The organism is Aeoliella fuhlenseeensis (assembly GCF_052161615.1).
GTDB lineage: Bacteria > Planctomycetota > Planctomycetia > Pirellulales > Lacipirellulaceae > Aeoliella.
In genome coordinates, this window is sequence record NZ_CP197417.1 from 1,994,968 (window position 1) to 2,012,659 (window position 17,692).

Annotated in this window: 12 protein-coding genes; 9 read left to right on the forward strand and 3 right to left on the reverse strand. The window is 60.5% G+C overall.

Features of this window, described 5'->3' with window-relative positions:
• Positions 1-625 precede the first annotated feature (625 nt).
• Both SH292x_RS07700 and SH292x_RS07705 read left to right on the forward strand, forming a co-directional pair.
• Positions 626-1,726 (forward strand): slipin family protein, encoded by a 1,101-nt coding sequence (locus SH292x_RS07700; protein WP_442485015.1) that lies wholly within the window; start codon positions 626-628, stop codon positions 1,724-1,726.
• A 185-nt stretch (positions 1,727-1,911) separates the two neighbouring features.
• The gene (locus SH292x_RS07705) at positions 1,912-2,364 is read left to right on the forward strand and encodes a ribose-5-phosphate isomerase (protein WP_442485016.1); all 453 of its coding nucleotides are present in this window, start codon (positions 1,912-1,914) and stop codon (positions 2,362-2,364) included.
• Here the strand turns inward: SH292x_RS07705 and SH292x_RS07710 are convergent.
• Positions 2,361-3,122: a phytanoyl-CoA dioxygenase family protein gene (locus SH292x_RS07710; protein WP_442485017.1), complete on the reverse strand. Its 762-nt coding sequence runs from the start codon at positions 3,120-3,122 to the stop codon at positions 2,361-2,363. The two genes, SH292x_RS07705 and SH292x_RS07710, sit on opposite strands and share 4 nt — an antisense overlap.
• Positions 3,123-3,385: 263 nt before the next feature.
• Between SH292x_RS07710 and SH292x_RS07715 the strand changes: the two genes are divergently transcribed.
• Together SH292x_RS07715 and SH292x_RS07720 are read left to right on the forward strand one after the other, a co-directional pair.
• Positions 3,386-3,871 (forward strand): FKBP-type peptidyl-prolyl cis-trans isomerase, encoded by a 486-nt coding sequence (locus SH292x_RS07715; RefSeq protein ID WP_442485018.1) that lies wholly within the window; start codon positions 3,386-3,388, stop codon positions 3,869-3,871.
• Between the two features lie 72 nt (positions 3,872-3,943).
• Positions 3,944-5,482 (forward strand): matrixin family metalloprotease, encoded by a 1,539-nt coding sequence (locus SH292x_RS07720; protein ID WP_442485019.1) that lies wholly within the window; start codon positions 3,944-3,946, stop codon positions 5,480-5,482.
• Here SH292x_RS07720 and SH292x_RS07725 read toward each other — a convergent pair.
• Positions 5,449-5,874: a YkvA family protein gene (locus SH292x_RS07725; RefSeq protein WP_442485020.1), complete on the reverse strand. Its 426-nt coding sequence runs from the start codon at positions 5,872-5,874 to the stop codon at positions 5,449-5,451. The genes SH292x_RS07720 and SH292x_RS07725 overlap by 34 nt on opposite strands.
• Before the next feature lie 218 nt (positions 5,875-6,092).
• Between SH292x_RS07725 and SH292x_RS07730 the strand changes: the two genes are divergently transcribed.
• From SH292x_RS07730 to SH292x_RS07740, 3 genes are all read left to right on the forward strand, one after another.
• Positions 6,093-9,467, forward strand: a complete 3,375-nt coding sequence (locus tag SH292x_RS07730) for a peptidylprolyl isomerase (protein WP_442485021.1) — start codon at positions 6,093-6,095, stop codon at positions 9,465-9,467.
• Positions 9,468-9,568: 101 nt separating this feature from the next.
• A complete protein-coding gene (locus SH292x_RS07735; protein WP_442485022.1) occupies positions 9,569-12,262 on the forward strand; it encodes a beta strand repeat-containing protein in 2,694 nt (897 codons plus the stop codon).
• 156 nt (positions 12,263-12,418) lie between these two features.
• On the forward strand, positions 12,419-13,705 hold the full coding sequence (locus SH292x_RS07740; RefSeq protein WP_442485023.1) for an Lpg1974 family pore-forming outer membrane protein: 1,287 nt from the start codon (positions 12,419-12,421) through the stop codon (positions 13,703-13,705).
• Here the strand turns inward: SH292x_RS07740 and SH292x_RS07745 are convergent.
• Positions 13,695-14,648: a response regulator gene (locus SH292x_RS07745; protein WP_442485024.1), complete on the reverse strand. Its 954-nt coding sequence runs from the start codon at positions 14,646-14,648 to the stop codon at positions 13,695-13,697. The genes SH292x_RS07740 and SH292x_RS07745 overlap by 11 nt on opposite strands.
• Positions 14,649-14,983: 335 nt before the next feature.
• Here SH292x_RS07745 and SH292x_RS07750 point away from each other — a divergent pair, with 335 nt between their 5' ends.
• The gene (locus tag SH292x_RS07750; RefSeq protein WP_442485025.1) at positions 14,984-16,495 is read left to right on the forward strand and encodes a diguanylate cyclase domain-containing protein; all 1,512 of its coding nucleotides are present in this window, start codon (positions 14,984-14,986) and stop codon (positions 16,493-16,495) included.
• An 84-nt stretch (positions 16,496-16,579) separates the two neighbouring features.
• Positions 16,580-17,080: a hypothetical protein gene (locus tag SH292x_RS07755; protein ID WP_442485026.1), complete on the forward strand. Its 501-nt coding sequence runs from the start codon at positions 16,580-16,582 to the stop codon at positions 17,078-17,080.
• Positions 17,081-17,692: the final 612 nt, after the last annotated feature.

Genomic DNA, 17,692 nt, shown 5'->3' on the forward strand with positions numbered 1-17,692 from the left:
CTGCCCGGCCAGCGGCGTGCTTTGCCCATCGAAAGGTGTTTGCAGTAGCGCGTTCCGGACATGGGATATTCGACGGCATGGCATGGTCAAACCATTGGTTAGCTCAGTGGGTAGAGCGTCAGGCTAAGAACCTGAAAGTCGCGGGTTCGACTCCCGTACCAAGCCGCAGGCTGCAAACCTGCTCCCTAAGAGGGAAGGCGCGAAAGCGTCACCAATGAGCCCAAGGGTAGCGAACCATCGAAGGATCCGCCTCGCCACGACTTTTCGCCCGCTTCGGCCGCGAATGGCGTGCGAGGCAGCATCGGACGACGCTTTGTAGTGCGTGGATTCCGCCTTCGTATGCCGGGGAGATACGTCGCTCGGGACGCTCTTCTGCGGCGCAGCGTGCATTGCGCGTTGCGTCAGCCAAGAGACAACCGTGTGGCAGTCGCCGCGAGCTGCACCGCTCAAACAGCATTCCGCGTCTGGGGATGTGATGCTTTGTTGCGTTTCGCTACCCGAGGGTGTTTTTTCACGAACCCCTTGAGGGACTGAGTCGTCCCTCAAGTTTCGTACACCAATTCAAATCATGTTAGGCGGATTGCCGACCGCTTGGATGGATCGGCATTGTTGGGAGGAAAGAACTATGTTGTACCGAAAGAAGATCAGAAGCTACGAAATCGGACTGTTGTTCCGCGATGGCGAGTTCGAGCGGCTATTGCCGCCCGGACGTCACTGGTTGTTCGCGCCGCTGGGTAATGTGCAAGTCGATGTCGTCTCGCAGCGAGACCCTTGGCTGGTGCACTCGAAGCTCGACGTGATCGTCAAGAGCAGAGCGCTCACCGGGCGTGCCGTCGTGGTCGACTTGAAGGACTACGAGCGCGCGCTGGTGTGGATCGAAGGCCGGTTCAGCCACGTGCTTCCATCGGGTATGTACGCCTACTGGACGGGCGTCAAGGAGGTACGCGTGGAAGTGGTCGACGCTCGTAGCGGACGATTCCAGCACACCGACTTCAAGTCGATTGTACGCTCGCCACACGCTGGGCAAGTGCTCGACATCTGCCAGGTCGAACGTCACCGCGCGGGTGTTGTGTTTCTCGACGGCGAGTACATCGAGACGCTTCCGCCAGGCGAATACGCTTGGTGGCGTGGCGCGGCCGACGCCAAGGTGGTGGAGGTCGAACTCCGCGAGCAAGCTTTGGACATTGCCGGTCAGGAAATCATGACGGCCGACAAGGTGACCTTGCGGATGAACGCTTTGGTGAACTTCCGTGTGGTCGATCCCCGTAAGTCGGTGCAAGTGTCTGACGGTGCCGTCCAGTCGCTGTACCGCGAAGCTCAGCTTGCGCTGCGAGCCATCGTCGGTACACGCGAACTCGACTCGTTCCTAGCCGACAAGGACGTGGTGGCGAGCGAGTTCGACGAGCAGCTTCGTCGACGAGCAGGCGATTTGGGCCTGGAAGTGATCTCGGTGGGTGTGCGTGACGTCATCCTGCCTGGAGAAATGAAAGACCTGATGAACAAGGTAACCGAGGCCAAAAAGGCCGCCGAGGCCAACTTGATCGTCCGTCGCGAGGAAACGGCCGCCATGCGAAGCCAGGCCAACACGGCTCGGTTGCTTGCGGACAACCCAACGTTGATGCGACTTCGGGAACTGGAGGTCCTGGAGCGGGTCGCCACGGCTGGAAAGCTGCAAATCGTGATGGGCGAGAAGGGCCTCGCTGATCGCGTTGTCAATCTGTTGTAGTTTGCACCCCTGGCTCGAGCGCTCGAGCCAGGGGTTTTTCGTTTTCACATTCTGCTCATTAAACGCTTGCGTGGGAGCGGTGGAATTGAATCGCCGCCGGGCGTCCCGTAGAGTGAGTGGGGTAGGGGAGTCGCGCTCTCGAGCCGCCCCATTCACCTAAGTTCCACTCGCAGAGACTCTCGCGAATGAAGATCGCAATCGCTTCGGATCACGCTGGTTACCACCTCAAGCAGCATCTCATCGCGCACTTGCGAGCCAGCGGCTACGCGGTGGCCGATTGTGGGACGGACAGCGATCAGCCGGTGGACTACCCCGACTACATTCGCCCGGCGGCCGAGCAAGTGGTTCGCGAAGAGGCCGACGCCGCGATCGTTCTCGGTGGCAGCGGCAATGGGGAGGCGATTGTCGCCAACAAGGTCCGCGGCATTCGCTGTGCGGTGTGCTGGAACGAGGAATCCGCCCGGCTCGCCAAACAGCACAACAACGCCAACGCCATCGCAATCGGCGAGCGAATGGTTACGCTCGAGATGGGAACCAAGATCGTCGACGCTTGGCTGGGTGCCACGTTCGAAGCCGGCCGGCACGCTCGGCGTATCGCGAAGATCGAGCGAGAGGCTGGCACCTCCGCCAATCGTTAAAGCTTGCCCGCTAGCTTCAGTTCTCTAGCCAGCTTGGCGTCGCGTTCATCCTTATTGCTCAGTTCTTTGGCGAGCTGCGAGTAGTAGATAAAGCCCATCGCGCGGCGATTGCGGTCGGTCGACCGATTGGCGTCGGCCCAGTGCACGGTCATTGCGTGATGCACCAAGAGGTCGCCGGGCTCGGCGGGGAACACCACCGCGTGTTCGCGATCGACTTCGCCACCGAAATCGGTAATGCCTTGCGAGAAACCGAGCGTCTCGGTGCGGGCGTGAGGCCGCATGCCCCGCAGGTGCGACCCGCGAAGGTAGCGAACGCAACCGTTTTGCTCGTCCGCTCGTTCCAGCGCCAGCCACATGGTGACGGCTTCCTGCGGTTCGAGCTGAAAGTAGTAGCCGTCTTGGTGCGGCGGCGTGGCCTGACCAACCATCGGCGGCTTATTGAAGTACTGCAGGTTGATTCCGCGGACCGGATGGCCCAAAAGCGTCTTGGCTAGATCTTCGAACTTGCTACCAAACATCATGTGGTGGAAGAAGCGGTCGTACTTAAACATCCGCTGCAGTTGCTTAAGCGTCGACTGCTTCTTCTTATCCTCAAAGAAGACCTCCTCTCGAGGCATCGTGGGTACCACCTCGTCAATAAACCTCGCGAGCTCCGCGTGTAGCTCGGCGACTTCTGTCGCGTTCAAGAAGCCCGGCAGGTAGACGTATCCATCTCGCTCAAACGAATCGACGATCGGCGAGGAAAAGATGTCGGACATGTCGCGAAGTTCTACCTTTGAGGAGGAAATGTTCCGCCGGCTTTGGGAAAATCTTGCCTGACGAATACAAATAGAAGTATGGGGCAGCCATGTCCGGGTCGCAAGCTCGTACGCCAGGAACGGGCGTTTCTTCCGAGTTTTCCCGCCCAATGGCCGGAACCCGACTGCGCGCCACCGAGTGGATACGCTAGGCTGTTGGGATTACCCACACCCCCAATCCTAACGCGTGCCAGCCGCGCCGCGTAGAAAGGTTTCGGCACATAATGCAAATCGCAGACAAATCGGTGGTTGCCATCGACTACACACTGACCGACGACCAGGGGGAAGTGATCGACTCGTCCGAAGGGGGCGAACCGCTGTGGTACCTCCACGGATTCGAAAACATCGTCCCCGGGCTGGAGCGAGAGCTGACGGGCAAGAAAGTGGGCGACCAGTTTCAAGTCTCGATTTCGCCAGTCGATGGGTACGGCGAACGCGACGCCGAGCTGGAACAAGAGATTGCCCGCGATCAGTTCGAAGACGTCGACGAGATCGAGCAGGGCATGCAGTTTCACGCCGAGACCGATGAAGGATATCTGGTGTTCACCGTCATCGAAGTTGGGGATGACATGGTGACCGTCGATGGTAATCATCCACTAGCAGGGATGACGCTGAACTTCGATGTGACGGTTCGCGAGATTCGGTCCGCCACGCCCGAGGAGATCGAACACGGTCATGTCCACGGACCTGGCGGCCATCACCACCACTAAACGTGGTGTTATAGCACGCGCCTCCCAAATCTGGGCGAGCGCTTGAACGGACTGACGAAGAAGGAACGGACGATGGAGCGTTTCGCTTGGAAGCGAGTGTTGGTTTGCGCGCTGCTGGCAGTGCCGATCAAGTTGGCTTCGACCTCTGCTGTGGCGTACGAACTAGCCAGTCGCTGGAGCCGCACGGCCACCAACGGCAGCGGGCTGACCCAGGGAACCCCGACCACGCTCACTTGGGGCCTGGTGGCCGATGGCGTGACCATCGAGGGCTCGCAAGAAGATGAGCCGACGTCGCCCAGTAGTCTTCGTAGCTTTCTCGATAGCCGCTTTGGTAGTAGCGATACCTGGTTTCCGCTGTTCGAGCAGTCGTACAACCGGTGGGGCGAAATCTCAGGGCTCTCGTTCGTTCACGAGGCGAATAATTCCACCGCCCCGATGTTCGCAGGGAGTACTAGCCCCTCAGGTTCGCTCGGCGCGGTACCCGATATGAGGATCGGCGGCCACTCGATCGATGGATCGAGCGGAAGCAACATCCTGGCGTACAACGGCTACCCAGGTAGCGGAAGTGGCGGCGACATGGTAATCGACACCGACAACGGGTCGTTCTACGGCAACTCCTCGAACAACTACCGCGCGCTTCGCAATACGCTGATGCACGAGATCGGCCACGGCATCGGCATCGCCCACGTGGAGTCAAGCGACTCGGCGTTTTTGCTCGAGCCCTCCATCAACACTAGCTTCGACGGGCCGCAACTCGACGAGATTCTCGCCGCCCAGCGTCACTACGGCGATGCATGGGAGAAAAACGGCGGCAACGACTCCGCGGCAAAGGCGTTTCACCTCGGCACGGTAACCAGTAGCACCGCCCTGGCCATCGGCACCGCGGCGAACGACACGGTTGTTGCCGCGACCGACATCGATTTTGTTAGCATCGACGACGACTCAGACAACGATTATTGGTCGTTTACCATCGACATCCCTTCCCGCGTCGGCATTACACTCACGCCGCGCGGGCCCACGTACAGCGAAGGCCCTCAAGGTGGAACTCAGGGGCTCTTCAACACTAGCGCCCAGAGCGACTTGATGCTCCGCCTCTACAACGGCGCGGGGAGCACCCTGCTTGCCACGGCGAACAGCACGGGGTTGGCGGGTGTAGAGTCGCTGGTGGATATGGCGCTGGTTGCTGCCGGAACGTATGCGGTACGTGTGTCAGGCTCGGCGAACGCGGCGCAGTTCTACCAGCTCGACATTACGGCGGTACCCGACTTCCTGTCCGGCGACGTGAACCTTGATGGCGTGGTCGCCACGGGATCGGGCGACCCGGCGACCGACGACGTGGCCGCCTTCGTCGCGGGTTGGAAGACGGTGCTGCCTACGGACGACGATCTGACCGCTTGGAAAAAAGGCGATCTCAATCTCGACCGTATTAGCGATCTGCACGACGCGTTCTTGCTCCGCACCGCCCTGCTGAACGCGTCGATGGGCTCCGGCGTCGAACCCGTTCGCACCGTGCCCGAGCCGGCGAGTGCGGGTCTTGCGGTGACGCTGGGCGTGGGGCTACTAGCCGCCGGTCGCCGTCAGGCGATTACCAGCTCGCGCCATTCGCGGTAGGCTTCGATGTCGACTCGCACCATTCGCAGGCAGGTCATCAGCACGGCCGCGTCGTCGACGTAGCCCAGGCCCGGGATAAAGTCAGGAATGCTGTCCACCGGGCACGCCAAGTAGAGAACCGCCGCCGCCACCGCTGCGATCGACCCAAACGGAACTTGTCGGTAGGTCCCGTGAACGTAGTCTCGCAGCATCAGCACCAGCAGTTGAAACTGCTGCCACATCGCGGCGAGAGCGCTCGGCACCTCGTCCTCCAAGCGGCGCTCGGTTTCGGCTCCCAGCCGTGCGGCACTGGACACTTCGTCCTGGCCCACGCGAGCGATGCTCCGGCGAAACCACCGGCGGGCCTCGCGAGTGCTGCTTTCGCTGTCATGGAACCACTTGAACAGGGACATTTTGAGACCTTCGGAAACGCTCGGGCAAGGGGGGAAAACCACTACAAATGATTATACGTTTTGGCCCAGGGGAGGACCGCAAAATCGGCACCGCCGGCCGAAAAGTGGGGAGAAAAAAGGTGGCGCGAGCGGCCAAAAGTTTGTGCGATTCGCGGCTGGTATCCATACTGGAGGCTCCCCCTCCCTACTGAGCCTGCCCGCCGAGAGTCTCCCAGACGATGAAGCGTTCCCACTGGTACAAGTATTTTCGCCGCCCCACGCGCACCCGTGAGTCCCTGCGTCAAGGTCGACAGCTTCAGTGCCAGTCGCTCGAAGCCCGTTGGATGATGGCGGTCGACTCGTTTGGGGACGAGGCGCTCGTCAACGACCTCGTCGCCCGCACACAGTCGACGGGGGATGCCCAGACTGCCGTTGCGATTAGCGAGCTGGGGCGCGTTGTCGTATTCAGCGGCAACGGCCCCGGCGACCAGGACGGTGTGTTCGTAAAACGCTACGATGCCGATGGCGACGAAGTCGGCAGTGCCGTGCGCGTCAACACCACGTTCGCTGGTCTACAGCACTCTGCCTCGGTCGCGATGGACGACGATGGCAGCTTCGTGGTTGTCTGGGCGGGCCGCGGCGTGGGCGACAAGCAGGGTGTCTTCTTTCAACGCTTTAGCGCCGCTGGTGCGAAGGTCGGCAGCGAGACACTCGTTAATACGACCGTCGCCGGCAAGCAGCTCGACCCCGTGATCGCCATGAATGCCGATGGCGCGTTTGCCATCGGTTGGAGCGGGCAAAGCACTAGCGACGCCTCGGGCGTCTACCTACAGCGGTTCACTGCCGCCGGTGTGAAGGCCGGCAGCGAAGTCCTCGTCAACACCACCACTGCCAATCACCAGCACGGGCTGGCGATGGTGTACGATTCGGCCGGCAACCTGGTGACCGCTTGGAGCAGCCTCAAGCAAGATGGCAGCGACTGGGGCGTCTATGGCCAAAGATTCAGTTCCACAGGTGCTCGGCTCGGCAATCAGTTTGCCTGGAACACTACCACCACCAACAGCCAGACCAACGTTAGTCTCGCCGCCGGTCCTGACGGCGAGGTGGTTGCGGCCTGGCAGTCGCGCGCACAAGACGGCAGCGGGTGGGGCGTTTACGCTCGTCGATTGAGTTCGAACGGAACCACGTTCGGCAACGAAGTGCGGCTCAACGACACCACCGCGGGCCAACAGTTCGATCCGAAGATCGGCATTGCCGAGGATGGCACTTGGCTAGCTACCTGGACCACGGGCACGACCAACGGCGCGGGATGGGAAGTTCGGGCCAGGACGTTTACTAACGCCGGAGCTCCCGAATCGGCTTCGTTTGCGATCAATCAGGACCTGGCCGGCGCTAACTCGGGCCACCAGCAGCACGCCTCGCTGGCGATGATCGACGATAAAGCCATCATCGTGTGGTCGGGCGCGGGGCAGGGGGATCGCCGTGGCGTGTTCCTACAAGAATTCGACGTCGATCTGATCGACGATGGTCCGCAGGCAGCACCCAACCTCGCTGCTATTCCCAATGGCAACGTCGAAGTCGGGCAGCAAATTCAGATCTCGATAACGGCAACCGACGCCAATTCGCGCGACGAACTAACCTTCCAGCTCGATCCCGACAACTCGCCAGCAGGGGCGACCATTGAGAAGACGGGAGAGCGTACCGCGATCATTCGCTGGATCCCAACGGCTGCATTTGAGAATCAGACTGTGAACTTCCGTGTCCTCGTTATCGATGACGGAGAACCGCCCTTGGTCGACTCTGAGGAGTTCACGGTGACCGTGGGCAATGCGGTCGTTGCCGTAGATCTCAATGGTTCCGGCGTCCTCGAAGGAAACGTTTCGGCTGTCTTCGAACCGCAGGGTGGTCCAACCGTCATCGTTGATCCGGCGATCGTGATCACCGGTGCAAACGGCGGGACGTTAACTGGTGCTACAGTCACGATGGCGGCAGCGCCCGATGGAAATGCGGAAATACTCGCAGTCAATGTCCTCGATACCGATATCACCGCCACCTACAACCCGACCACTCGCACCCTCACCCTCACCGGCGAAGACACGGTCGAGAACTACACCCGCGTCCTGAAGACGTTGACCTACAATAATACCGCTTCGGCAGCGAGCGGCGCACGTAGTATTACCGTCAACGTAACCGATGAGGACGACACCAGCACTGCCGCGACCATCTCCCTGACCATTGGTACGATTGACTTAGTTGCCCTGGCGCAGGCTCTCAACGACGCGGGGGCAAAGTTCTTTGGTGCGGCTTGGTGCCCGTTCTGTACGGCCCAGAAGGAGATGTTCGAAGACGGTGGTCAGCTACTTCCGTTCGTAGAAGTAACGAGTCCCGATCGAACACTTACGGCGCTAGGGGAGACGCTAGGGATCGATACGTTCCCCACGTGGATCTTCGCGAATGGAACTCGGCTTGAGGGAATTCAATCGCTGCAGGTGCTTGCCGCGGCGGCCGGTGTCCTAATCCCCGTTGGCGACACCCCGTTCCTGGCCGATATCCCCGACGACATACTGCTGGTGGGCTCGCCGCTGCACATACCGCTCGATGGCTACGATCCTGAAGGGGGGCCGCTCACCTACACCATTACGACCAGCAACCCCGGCGTCGCCGCAACGCTGCTCACCGGCAATCGTTCGATGCGCGTGAACGTGGCTGGTTTCGGCGACATGGTGTTCCAGTTGTTTGAAGACCGAGCCTCGCGGGCCACTGACCAGGTCATAGAACTCGCCGAGTCGAACTTCTACGACAACGTTAAATTCCATCGCATTCTGAACAACTTTGTTATCCAGGGTGGTGATCCGACCGGCACCGGCTCGGGCGGGTCCACGCTGGGAGATTTCGACGATCAGTTCCATCTTGACCTGCAACACAACCGCACCGGTCTCTTGAGCTACGCCAAGAGCTCGGACGATACCAACGACTCGCAGTTCTTCATCACCGAAGGAGGTAGCGCCAGTCTTCGTAACCTCGACTTCAACCACACCGTGTTCGGCATTCTGGTCGAAGGCGAAGCCAATCGCGCGGCGATCAGCGATACGGCTGTGGTACAGCAGCCAACCAGCTCCGAGGTCTCGAAGCCCGCGGTGGACATCGTCATGGAGAGCGTCGACATCTTCACCGACACCGAAAACGCGGTGATGATGCTTAAAGCAGATTCTACAGTGACGGGCCCCGTGGACGTGACGGTTACCGTGACTAACTCGAAGGGTGAGACATTCCAGCGCACTTTCACCGTCAACGTGCAGAACGATACCGTTAACGGCCGGCCGTTCCTCAACGACATCGCCCCGGTGAGCATCGTCTCGGGCAACTCCGCCCAGATTCAATTGGGTTCGCAGGACGCTGAAGGCGACCCCGTGGTCTACGAGGCGAGCAAGATCGGCAACATCAACTACACCTACAACATCACTCCGCAGGGTTTACTGACGGTGACTCCACCGTCGGGATTCACAGGAATCATGGAGATTGGTGTCCTGGTTCGCCGCGAAACACCTACGAGCTCCACCGACTTCGACACGCAGATCATTCGCATCGAAGTGACAGCACCGGTCGGCACCTAGTAACAACAAAGTCCTTGCACTTGCAAACTCCCGGCGCGTCCGAATAATGGGCGGCTAGCTCCTAGTTAATTCGCAGATTCACTCCCATAGGCGATAGCATCGTGGCAAAGCAGTATCGAGACGGACGGCGCAAAGGGTTTTTCGCATCCAAGTTTTTCCGCAAACCCAAGCGAAGTTCGCTAGCGACTGGTCGACTTTCCATCGAGTCGCTTGAAGACCGAAGGGTGCTTGATGGCACCGGCCTGCCAGGGAACGAATGCCCCCCCGACTTGAACTTGTCCGCTGTGCCGGCGCAGCAAGCGACCGTTGGCCAAGCGTTTACGCTCAACCTCCTCTCTGCGGGCGGAACCGCCGTGGACCTCGACGCCGAGGGTGAGCCCACCGGCGATACGCTGCGGTTCTTGCTCGATCCCGATGTGCCGTCGCAGACGCCGACCGGCGCGTCGATTTCGTCGACAGGTGTCTTCACCTGGACACCCACGGCCGGGCAAGTGGGGACGTTCAAGATCGTCGTGATCGTGGTCGATCAAGGGACGCCTCCGCTGGCCGATGCCGAGACGTTCACCATCACCGTAGCGGCTGCTGCCAACCAGGCCCCGGTGGTCGACCTGAATGGCGCCACCACGGGCACCGGCTTCACCAACACCTTCACCGAGGACGGTGGTGCGGTCGGCGTAGGCGACTCCTCGCAGCTCGCAGTTACCGATAGCGACGATACCAACCTGGCTGCTGCCACCATCACGCTGACCAATCGACCTGACGCTGCGGCAGAGGTCCTAGCCGTCAATACCACTGGCACCGGCATCACGGCAAGCTACAACGCCGAGACTGGCGTGCTGAGCCTCACCGGGTCGGCGACGGTCGCCCAGTACCAGCAAGTGCTCCGCACGCTCACGTACAACAACACCTCGCAGAATCCCACCGCGGGCGCGCGGACCATCAACGTGGTGGTCAGCGATGGCGAAGCGTCGAGCGCTGTCGCGGTGTCGACCATCACCGTGGTAGCCGTCAATGACGCCCCGACGGTGGACCTCAATGGTGCGGCCGAAGGAACCAACTTCGAGGCAACGTTCGAGGAAGGGGAGGGGGCCGTAGCCGTGGTTGCCCCCACCATGACCATCACTGATGTCGACGACAATCTCTTGCAGTCCGCAACGGCGACCATCACCAATCGCCTCAACGGTGCCAGCGAAGTGCTGGCTGTCACGGTCGGAAGCACCGGCTTGGTTGCAGTGTTCAATGAAGCAACGGGCGTGCTCACAATCACCGGGGAAGCAACTCTCGCCCTGTACGAGCAAGTACTCCGCACCCTTACGTACGATAATACTTCCTCGGATCCGGCAACCACGGCTCGTACGATCGAAGTGGTGGTAGAGGATGGCGAAAGCTCGAGCGTCGTCCGTACCGCCACCGTAGCCATAGCGGCGACGAACAGCTCACCGAATCTAACCAACATCGTCGATCAGCAAGCGACCGTTGGCGAGGAGATTGTAATCCCTGTCACGGCGACCGATGCCGACGCAGGCGATGTGCTGACATTCGACCTCGACACCGACAATCTGCCGGCGGGGATGACCATCGTGAAAACCGGCGACACGACCGCCGAAATTCGCTGGACACCCGCTGCTGGTGACATTGGTACGGTGAACATCGTAGTTCTGGTGACTGACGATGGCACGCCCTCCAAGAGCGACAGCGAGACTTTTGCCATCACCGTTGCCGCCGAGCTTCCCACCGTCGATCTCAATGGCGAAGATGCGGGTACCGGCTTCCTAGTCTCCTACATCGAAGGCGACCTACCGGTACCGCTGGCGGAACCCGACGCGGAGATCACTACCACGACGAGCGCGAACATCGTCTCGCTCACTGCTACCATCACGAACCTAAGTGATGGCGCGGCGGAAGTGCTCACCGCCGAGGGATTCGAGCACACCTATGCCAGCGGCGTGCTCACCGTAACCGGGTCGCTGACCATCGCCGAATACGAGGCGATCCTCGCCAGCCTCGCGTACAGCAACACGTCGGCAGACCCCACGCCCGGTGATCGGTTGATCGAGATCGTGGTGAACGACGGCACGCTCGCCAGCCTGCCGGTGGTGTCGACCGTTCGCATTCTGGCGATCAACCAGTTTCCCAATCTGACGCTTCCCGATCCGTACGACGACCCCACCACGCCCGCTCAGATTGAAGTGGGGCACGAAGTCGAGTTCATCGTCGGTGTGAGCGATGCCGATCACACCGCAGCGGAAATTATCATCCAAGTCGACACCGACGAAAGCGGGTTGCCCGAGGGAGCAGCGCTGCCCGTGATCATCAACCCAGGTGGCACCTTCTCGTGGACTCCGACCGCGACGGGTACATTCACCTTCCGAATTCTCGCGGTCGATGCCGAAGGTGGTGTCGATCAGGAGGAAGTGACCTTCACGGTAGTCGCCGACACCACGGCACCACAGGTCGCCACGGCACCGAATGCGGTGCTGGCTGCCCCCATTACTTCGCTCACTATTGTGTTCAGCGAGGCAATGGGCCTCTCCGCCACCAATCCGGGTAACTACACGCTTGCGATTGTAGGCGGCGCTAACAACGGTCAGACCGTTAGCATCACTAGCGTCGGCACGGGCGACGACAAGACCGTCTTCCTCAACCTAGCGTCCGCCCTGGCGATCGAAGACTACCGCCTGACGCTCAATGCCACGAAGATCAAGGACAAGGCCGACAACCTCCTAACGGGCGATACCGTCCACGAGTTTAGCGTCGAGGCCGCCGAGCTTGCGTTCGCCGATCTGGAGCTCTAGGAGAGACTCAAACGCTAGCAAACCACCGCCGGCAAAGTCCGTTTAACTGGATATCTTTGCGCAGCTTGCCGATAACGACTTGTAAGCACCACGTGCGCTCGCCGCACGTGGTGCTCCAATCTCATCTATAAGCTACGAGTCCGGGGGGATCGCGCAATGGATTGCCGTCGCGTTTTGCTGTCTGCTACTGTCTCTGCCGCTACGGCGTTCACTGCCCTCATGCCGCAGTCCGCTGCCGCTCAGCAACCGGGTCGCGGGCGGACGGCGTACAATCCCGTCACGCGTCAGGCCGAGCCCGATACGCGCTTCGAGTCGGCCCCTCGCGCCCGTCGTGCTCCCGTACAGCAGCAACAGTACCAAGAGCCCCAATCGCAGGAATCGCAGTCGCAGGTTCAACTGGCTTCGCACTGTGCGTGCGAGTCGGGGCACTCCGAGTTCCCCGGCTACGGCGAAGGCCCGTCGAATTTCGGCTGCGATAGTTGCGGCGACACTATGTGTGGCGATCCCATGTGCGGTGACCCCTGCTGCGGCGACGGCATCTGTCTCGATAACGGACGCCGCAGCCCCTGGCAGTGCTATGGCGGCTTCGAGGCCACGTTCCTGAAGCCCCACTTCGGCAGCAATAACGCCTTCACCGAAACTAACAACGTGGGAAACACTTCCAGTAGCGCGGTGACCGATTTCGAGTATGACCTCGAGTTCTCGCCCCGCGTCTTCGTGGGGTGGAATCGCGACTGCGATGACTTGGGCTTCCGTGCTACGTGGTGGCACTTCGACCATAGTGCCAACGCTGCCACCGGCAATCCCCCCTCAAACGGCCTGGGCGAACTCACCCCTCCGTCGTTTGGCGACGTCGATCTCTCGTCGAACATCCCCACCGACTCTTTCACCGCCACCACCGGCGTGAATGCCTACACGCTCGACATCGAGGCCACCAAGTCCACGCAGTTCCGCGCCTGGAAATTTGGCGTTGGCGGTGGTTTCCGTTACGCCCGCATCGAACAGGACTACGTCGGCGTGCTTTCCGACAGTGGCGACGACGTGCTGAGCAACGTGGCTTACGAGCAATCGATCCAGGGCTTTGGTCCTACGTTCTCGCTTGAAGCTTTCCGCACGGTAAATTGCGACTCGGGATTGTTCGCCAAGGCCCGCGGTTCGGTGCTGTTCGGCGACTCGAAGAGCCGCATGGTGGCCGGCGAAGACCTGTCGCTTACCACGCCATTCATTACGAACGCCACCACAGCGAGCGACGACATCCTGACCATCTGCGAGCTTCAAGTGGGCTATCGCTGGCAGGCTCCTGCCTCGAGTTGCCGGCTAATTCGGCCGTTCGGCTCGGTGGCTCTGGAAGGCCAGATGTGGGACGGGGCCGGCAACGCGTCGAGCCAAGATGGCAACATGGGCTTCTTTGGCTTCAACTCGGCGGTCGGTATCAACTGGTAACCGCCAAGGCTTCTTCAGCCGCCTTGCGGGAGGCTTCGATCACCGCAGGCGGAATGTCGAATTGGCCACCAATGTCGTAAAAACGCCCAATCGGGCGGCACCGGGTTACGCATAGCGGCAACCGAAACGTGTACCCAGAAATCGTCTCCGCGGGCCAGGACAGCACCAAGTCCCCCGCCGGGAGGGCCCGAGTGTGTAGCATCTTGACTCCCGTGCTCGAGATGTCGCGGATCATCAACTTCACGGGGTCCGCGACCGGATGCATGCGATCGTCCACTTCCAGGGCGATCGCCGTTGCCAGAACCTCGACTCGCGGCGTGGATCGGGTATTGGCAACCTGGACCATGCTGGCCTGCGCCGCCGCTCGTTCGTCGGCGCTCAGGCGGATGATGAAGTCACGTATGCCGCGAGGCAACTCCGGGATCATCACCTCTTGGTCGAATAGCGGGGTCATCGCGCGGGCATAATACTCCGACACCATCCACAGGTGGTGCTCGATGGCCTCGAGCGACGTCTGGTGGTGGACCGGTGCATCGCTGCCCTGCGCCGCGGCCTGGCTCGCCCGCCAACGATCAAGCTCGAATAACGCCTGCATTTTCGTCCCCAACAGGTCCGCGGGGATCGTCTTGTGCAGGTAATCGTCGACGCCGCGCGATAACAGATCGCGAACCAGCCGGGCGTCGCTCAGGTGGCTCAGCACTACCACTTTCGGCGATGGTCGATGGGCCAGGGTCTCGACGATCAGGGCGTGACCATGCTTGCGGGGCAGCGCCAGTTCGGTTACTAGCAGGTCGAACGCAATCGCGTCGAGTAACTGCCGAGCCTGCTCGCCATCCTCTGCCACTTCGCAGGCGAAACCTCGCTCGACCAGTGCCGCGCGAGCCCGCTCCCGCCAAACGGCATCGGGATCGGCAATCAGGGCTCGAGGTGGAAGTTGTGACATACGCGCTCTGTTCGAAGCCCCCGAGTGAACCATAGCTCACTCCACGCCCGGCCCTCGTGCCGCACCCCCCGGCGGTAGGCTTTCGCGGAAATCCACTGTCGTGTTTTCCTCGCGAAAACCGTTGCAATCGGCACAACGAGTTGTCAGCTCGGTAAGTCCGCAAATGCGGTTAAAACGAGCTTGACCGACCGCTCGCTCGACCTAGCTTTCTGCGGATGCCCGACCCTCCTTTTCATGGAGCGGGGGACCCTTACCACCGTGGGCATCCGGATGAGTTGGGGCTGAAGTCATAGAAGAGCTATTGCACGAGACACCTTTCGCTGGAATCCACACTCATGTTTGCGTCCGCCGGATCGCTCGGTCTACTCGTTGTACTGAACTTGGTCTTCGCTGTTGGCGCCGTGGCCTTGGGTTTCGTCGTGGGTGCGTGGATTGCCACCAATCGCCGCAACCAGCAGCCGGCAAGCCCAGCCCCCGCTGCCCCCGAACCCCTCGCCGAGCTCCCCAAGGAAGTGGAAATCGAGATCGAGCGGACCGCACTCGCCACCGATCGTCTCCGCGATTTGGCCACCGGTGTCGCTAGCGAAGTGGGGGAGCACTCCACCCGAATGGGCGAGATCACCGCCGGGCTGCGTGCCCTGGATACTAGCAACATCGAGGCGACTGGTGCCGGACTTGTTTCGGCCCTGGCAAAGATTGTTGCAGCCAACGAAGCCCTGCAGGAGCGCCTCGCCAAGGCCGAAGAGCAAATCGAAGTTCAGGCCCGGGAGATTCACCTGCATGAGTCCGAGGCCCGCACCGATTCGCTAACCAACCTCGCGAATCGCCGCGCATTCGATGACGAGATGAAACGCCGCTGCAGCGAGGCGCACCGCAAAGGGACACCGCTGACGCTGCTCATCATGGACATCGACTACTTCAAGAAATTCAACGACTCGCACGGCCACCAGGCGGGCGACGAAGTGTTACGAAAGGTGGGACGCAAGCTCACCGAAACCTGCCGCGACATGGACCTTCCGTGCCGTTATGGCGGTGAGGAATTCGCCATCGTGATGCCCGCGACGTTGCTCGCCGACGCCAAGATCGCTGCCGAACGAATTCGTACCGCGGTCGAAAACATGCCCGTTAAGTTCGAAGGAAAGGACTTGCGCGTGACCACCAGCGTAGGCCTTGCGCAACTCAGCGGACAGGACGATATCCCTCGTCTAGTTCGCCGCGCCGATGCCGCGCTGTACGCCTCGAAAAACGCTGGCCGCAACTGCGGGCACTGGCACGACGGCGACGAATCGCACCCCTTCACAGAGCGAATCTTGAAAGCCCAACAGGCCGATCGAGCCCGCCAGGCCAAGAACCAACCCGCGCCACTCCTCGACTCGCTCCCTAACCGCACGAGGTTCGCCGACGAACTCCGCCGACGCATTGCCGAGTCCAGCCGCACCGATCAGCCCATCGCCGTTCTGGTCGTCGAGCTCGGAAATCATGAACTGGTGAAGTCGCAATTCGGTGGCCACTCTAGCTACCGGGCCCTCGACATGGTTGCCAAGGCGCTGCAAGAGTCGCTCCGCGATATGGACCTGCTGGCCCGCCTTAGCGAGAGCCGGTTCGCCGTTATGCTCCCCGAAAACACGATAAATACCACAGAAGTAGTCGCTAGCCGTGCAGCGCAGGCCCTCCGAAAGCGAACCTTTACCGTCGGCGAACAGGCCATTCCGTTGCAATTGCGGGTCGGAAGTGCCCAGCACCGCACTGGAGACTCCGTGGAAGTCCTTGTCGGTCGGGCAGAAGCCGATCTGCTCGAACCGAGCGAGTTCGAAGCGCCTGCGGTCGCAGAACTTGTTGGCAACTAGCCAAGATCGACTGCTAGACTGCGAAGAACCGCGAACGCAGATGTCACGCGGCAGCACTCACTCGCACTTGGCAGGTCGACGAAAATGAGCGAAGCCACACCGCCCCCATTTCAGGGTGAAACCACGCCTATTCGGACAGGATTTCAGTTCAGTACCGCCACGTTGCTCGGCCTCACGACACTCGTAGCCGTTGCTTGCGCGCTTGCCGTAACGGTTCCTGGATTGCTGGGTTTGATCCTCGCGCTTTTCGTGAATCTAGTGGCGGTCGCCTTCGTCGGATTTTTATTAGCCGGAGCATGGCTCAGCTCCGGCGACCGCCGGCTTTTCTGCATCGTGGCGCTTGGGTGCTTGTTGATAGTCGGAACGACCAACGTCACGCACAAGATTGCATGGCAGTTCTACTCCGGGAGTGGGAGGGGCGATGCGATACAAATACTGGCGGTTTTCCTGATGCCGGTAGAATTAGCACTTTTCTCCCTATTCGGTGGATGGATCGCATTGCGGACCAAGCGATTCTGGGTCACGAAAGAAGCTCCACTTTCCACTCAAGATTCACCGCCATCTACAGTCAGGCGGGACTCTTGAGGGCCCTTCGGCAATCTCCAAACACGCTCCGAAAAAACCATTTCTTAACCCCCCTTGTTCCTGGCTCAAGTTAGCGTAGAATTCGAGCCGACAAAGGAAGTCTCAGCTATCACCTGACACTCAACCGAGTGATCAACAGTAGCTGAAATCCGATGTCCTCCGCCAAGGTTCGCCTTGGCAGAGGGTGGTGATCTCCTGATAGCTTCGGCCTTCAGGAAATTCTGAAAAAGTCCCCTAGGGGCCTTTGACAGAGTTCAAAGTCACTGCTAAGATTTGCGTTTCCCTGGTGCTCAGCGGCGGAAGCCGAGGAGCTGCATCCCAGGAGCCGACAGAATGTGGTCGGCTGATTCCCACCGCTTGCGGTTGGTCCCTTTGGGGCTGGCTGCCTGTTTTGGGTATCGCTCTTTGACAATTTGGTGATTTAAGCAAGAGTGGCATCTTGAAATTGGAGATAGCCCCGATGGTTTTGCAGCCATCAGGGCGAGGCTCCATTCCGAGCTCTTTGTCCTTAGACAAAGCTTCCGTCCCAATTAGACACCCAAATTTAATCGTTAGGGTGGGGCTGAAGTAAAACTAATGTGGATCTAGTTACTCGCCACCGCGATTTCGCAT

Bases quoted from the DNA above. Each gene is read 5' to 3' on its own strand.
- SH292x_RS07700 (WP_442485015.1), top strand. From the start codon at position 626: ATGTTGTACCGAAAGAAGATCAGAAGCTACGAAATCGGACTGTTGTTC.
- SH292x_RS07705 (WP_442485016.1), top strand. From the start codon at position 1,912: ATGAAGATCGCAATCGCTTCGGATCACGCTGGTTACCACCTCAAGCAG.
- SH292x_RS07710 (WP_442485017.1), bottom strand. From the start codon at position 3,122: ATGTCCGACATCTTTTCCTCGCCGATCGTCGATTCGTTTGAGCGAGAT.
- SH292x_RS07715 (WP_442485018.1), top strand. From the start codon at position 3,386: ATGCAAATCGCAGACAAATCGGTGGTTGCCATCGACTACACACTGACC.
- SH292x_RS07720 (WP_442485019.1), top strand. From the start codon at position 3,944: ATGGAGCGTTTCGCTTGGAAGCGAGTGTTGGTTTGCGCGCTGCTGGCA.
- SH292x_RS07725 (WP_442485020.1), bottom strand. From the start codon at position 5,874: ATGTCCCTGTTCAAGTGGTTCCATGACAGCGAAAGCAGCACTCGCGAG.
- SH292x_RS07730 (WP_442485021.1), top strand. From the start codon at position 6,093: ATGAAGCGTTCCCACTGGTACAAGTATTTTCGCCGCCCCACGCGCACC.
- SH292x_RS07740 (WP_442485023.1), top strand. From the start codon at position 12,419: ATGGATTGCCGTCGCGTTTTGCTGTCTGCTACTGTCTCTGCCGCTACG.
- SH292x_RS07745 (WP_442485024.1), bottom strand. From the start codon at position 14,648: ATGTCACAACTTCCACCTCGAGCCCTGATTGCCGATCCCGATGCCGTT.
- SH292x_RS07750 (WP_442485025.1), top strand. From the start codon at position 14,984: ATGTTTGCGTCCGCCGGATCGCTCGGTCTACTCGTTGTACTGAACTTG.
- SH292x_RS07755 (WP_442485026.1), top strand. From the start codon at position 16,580: ATGAGCGAAGCCACACCGCCCCCATTTCAGGGTGAAACCACGCCTATT.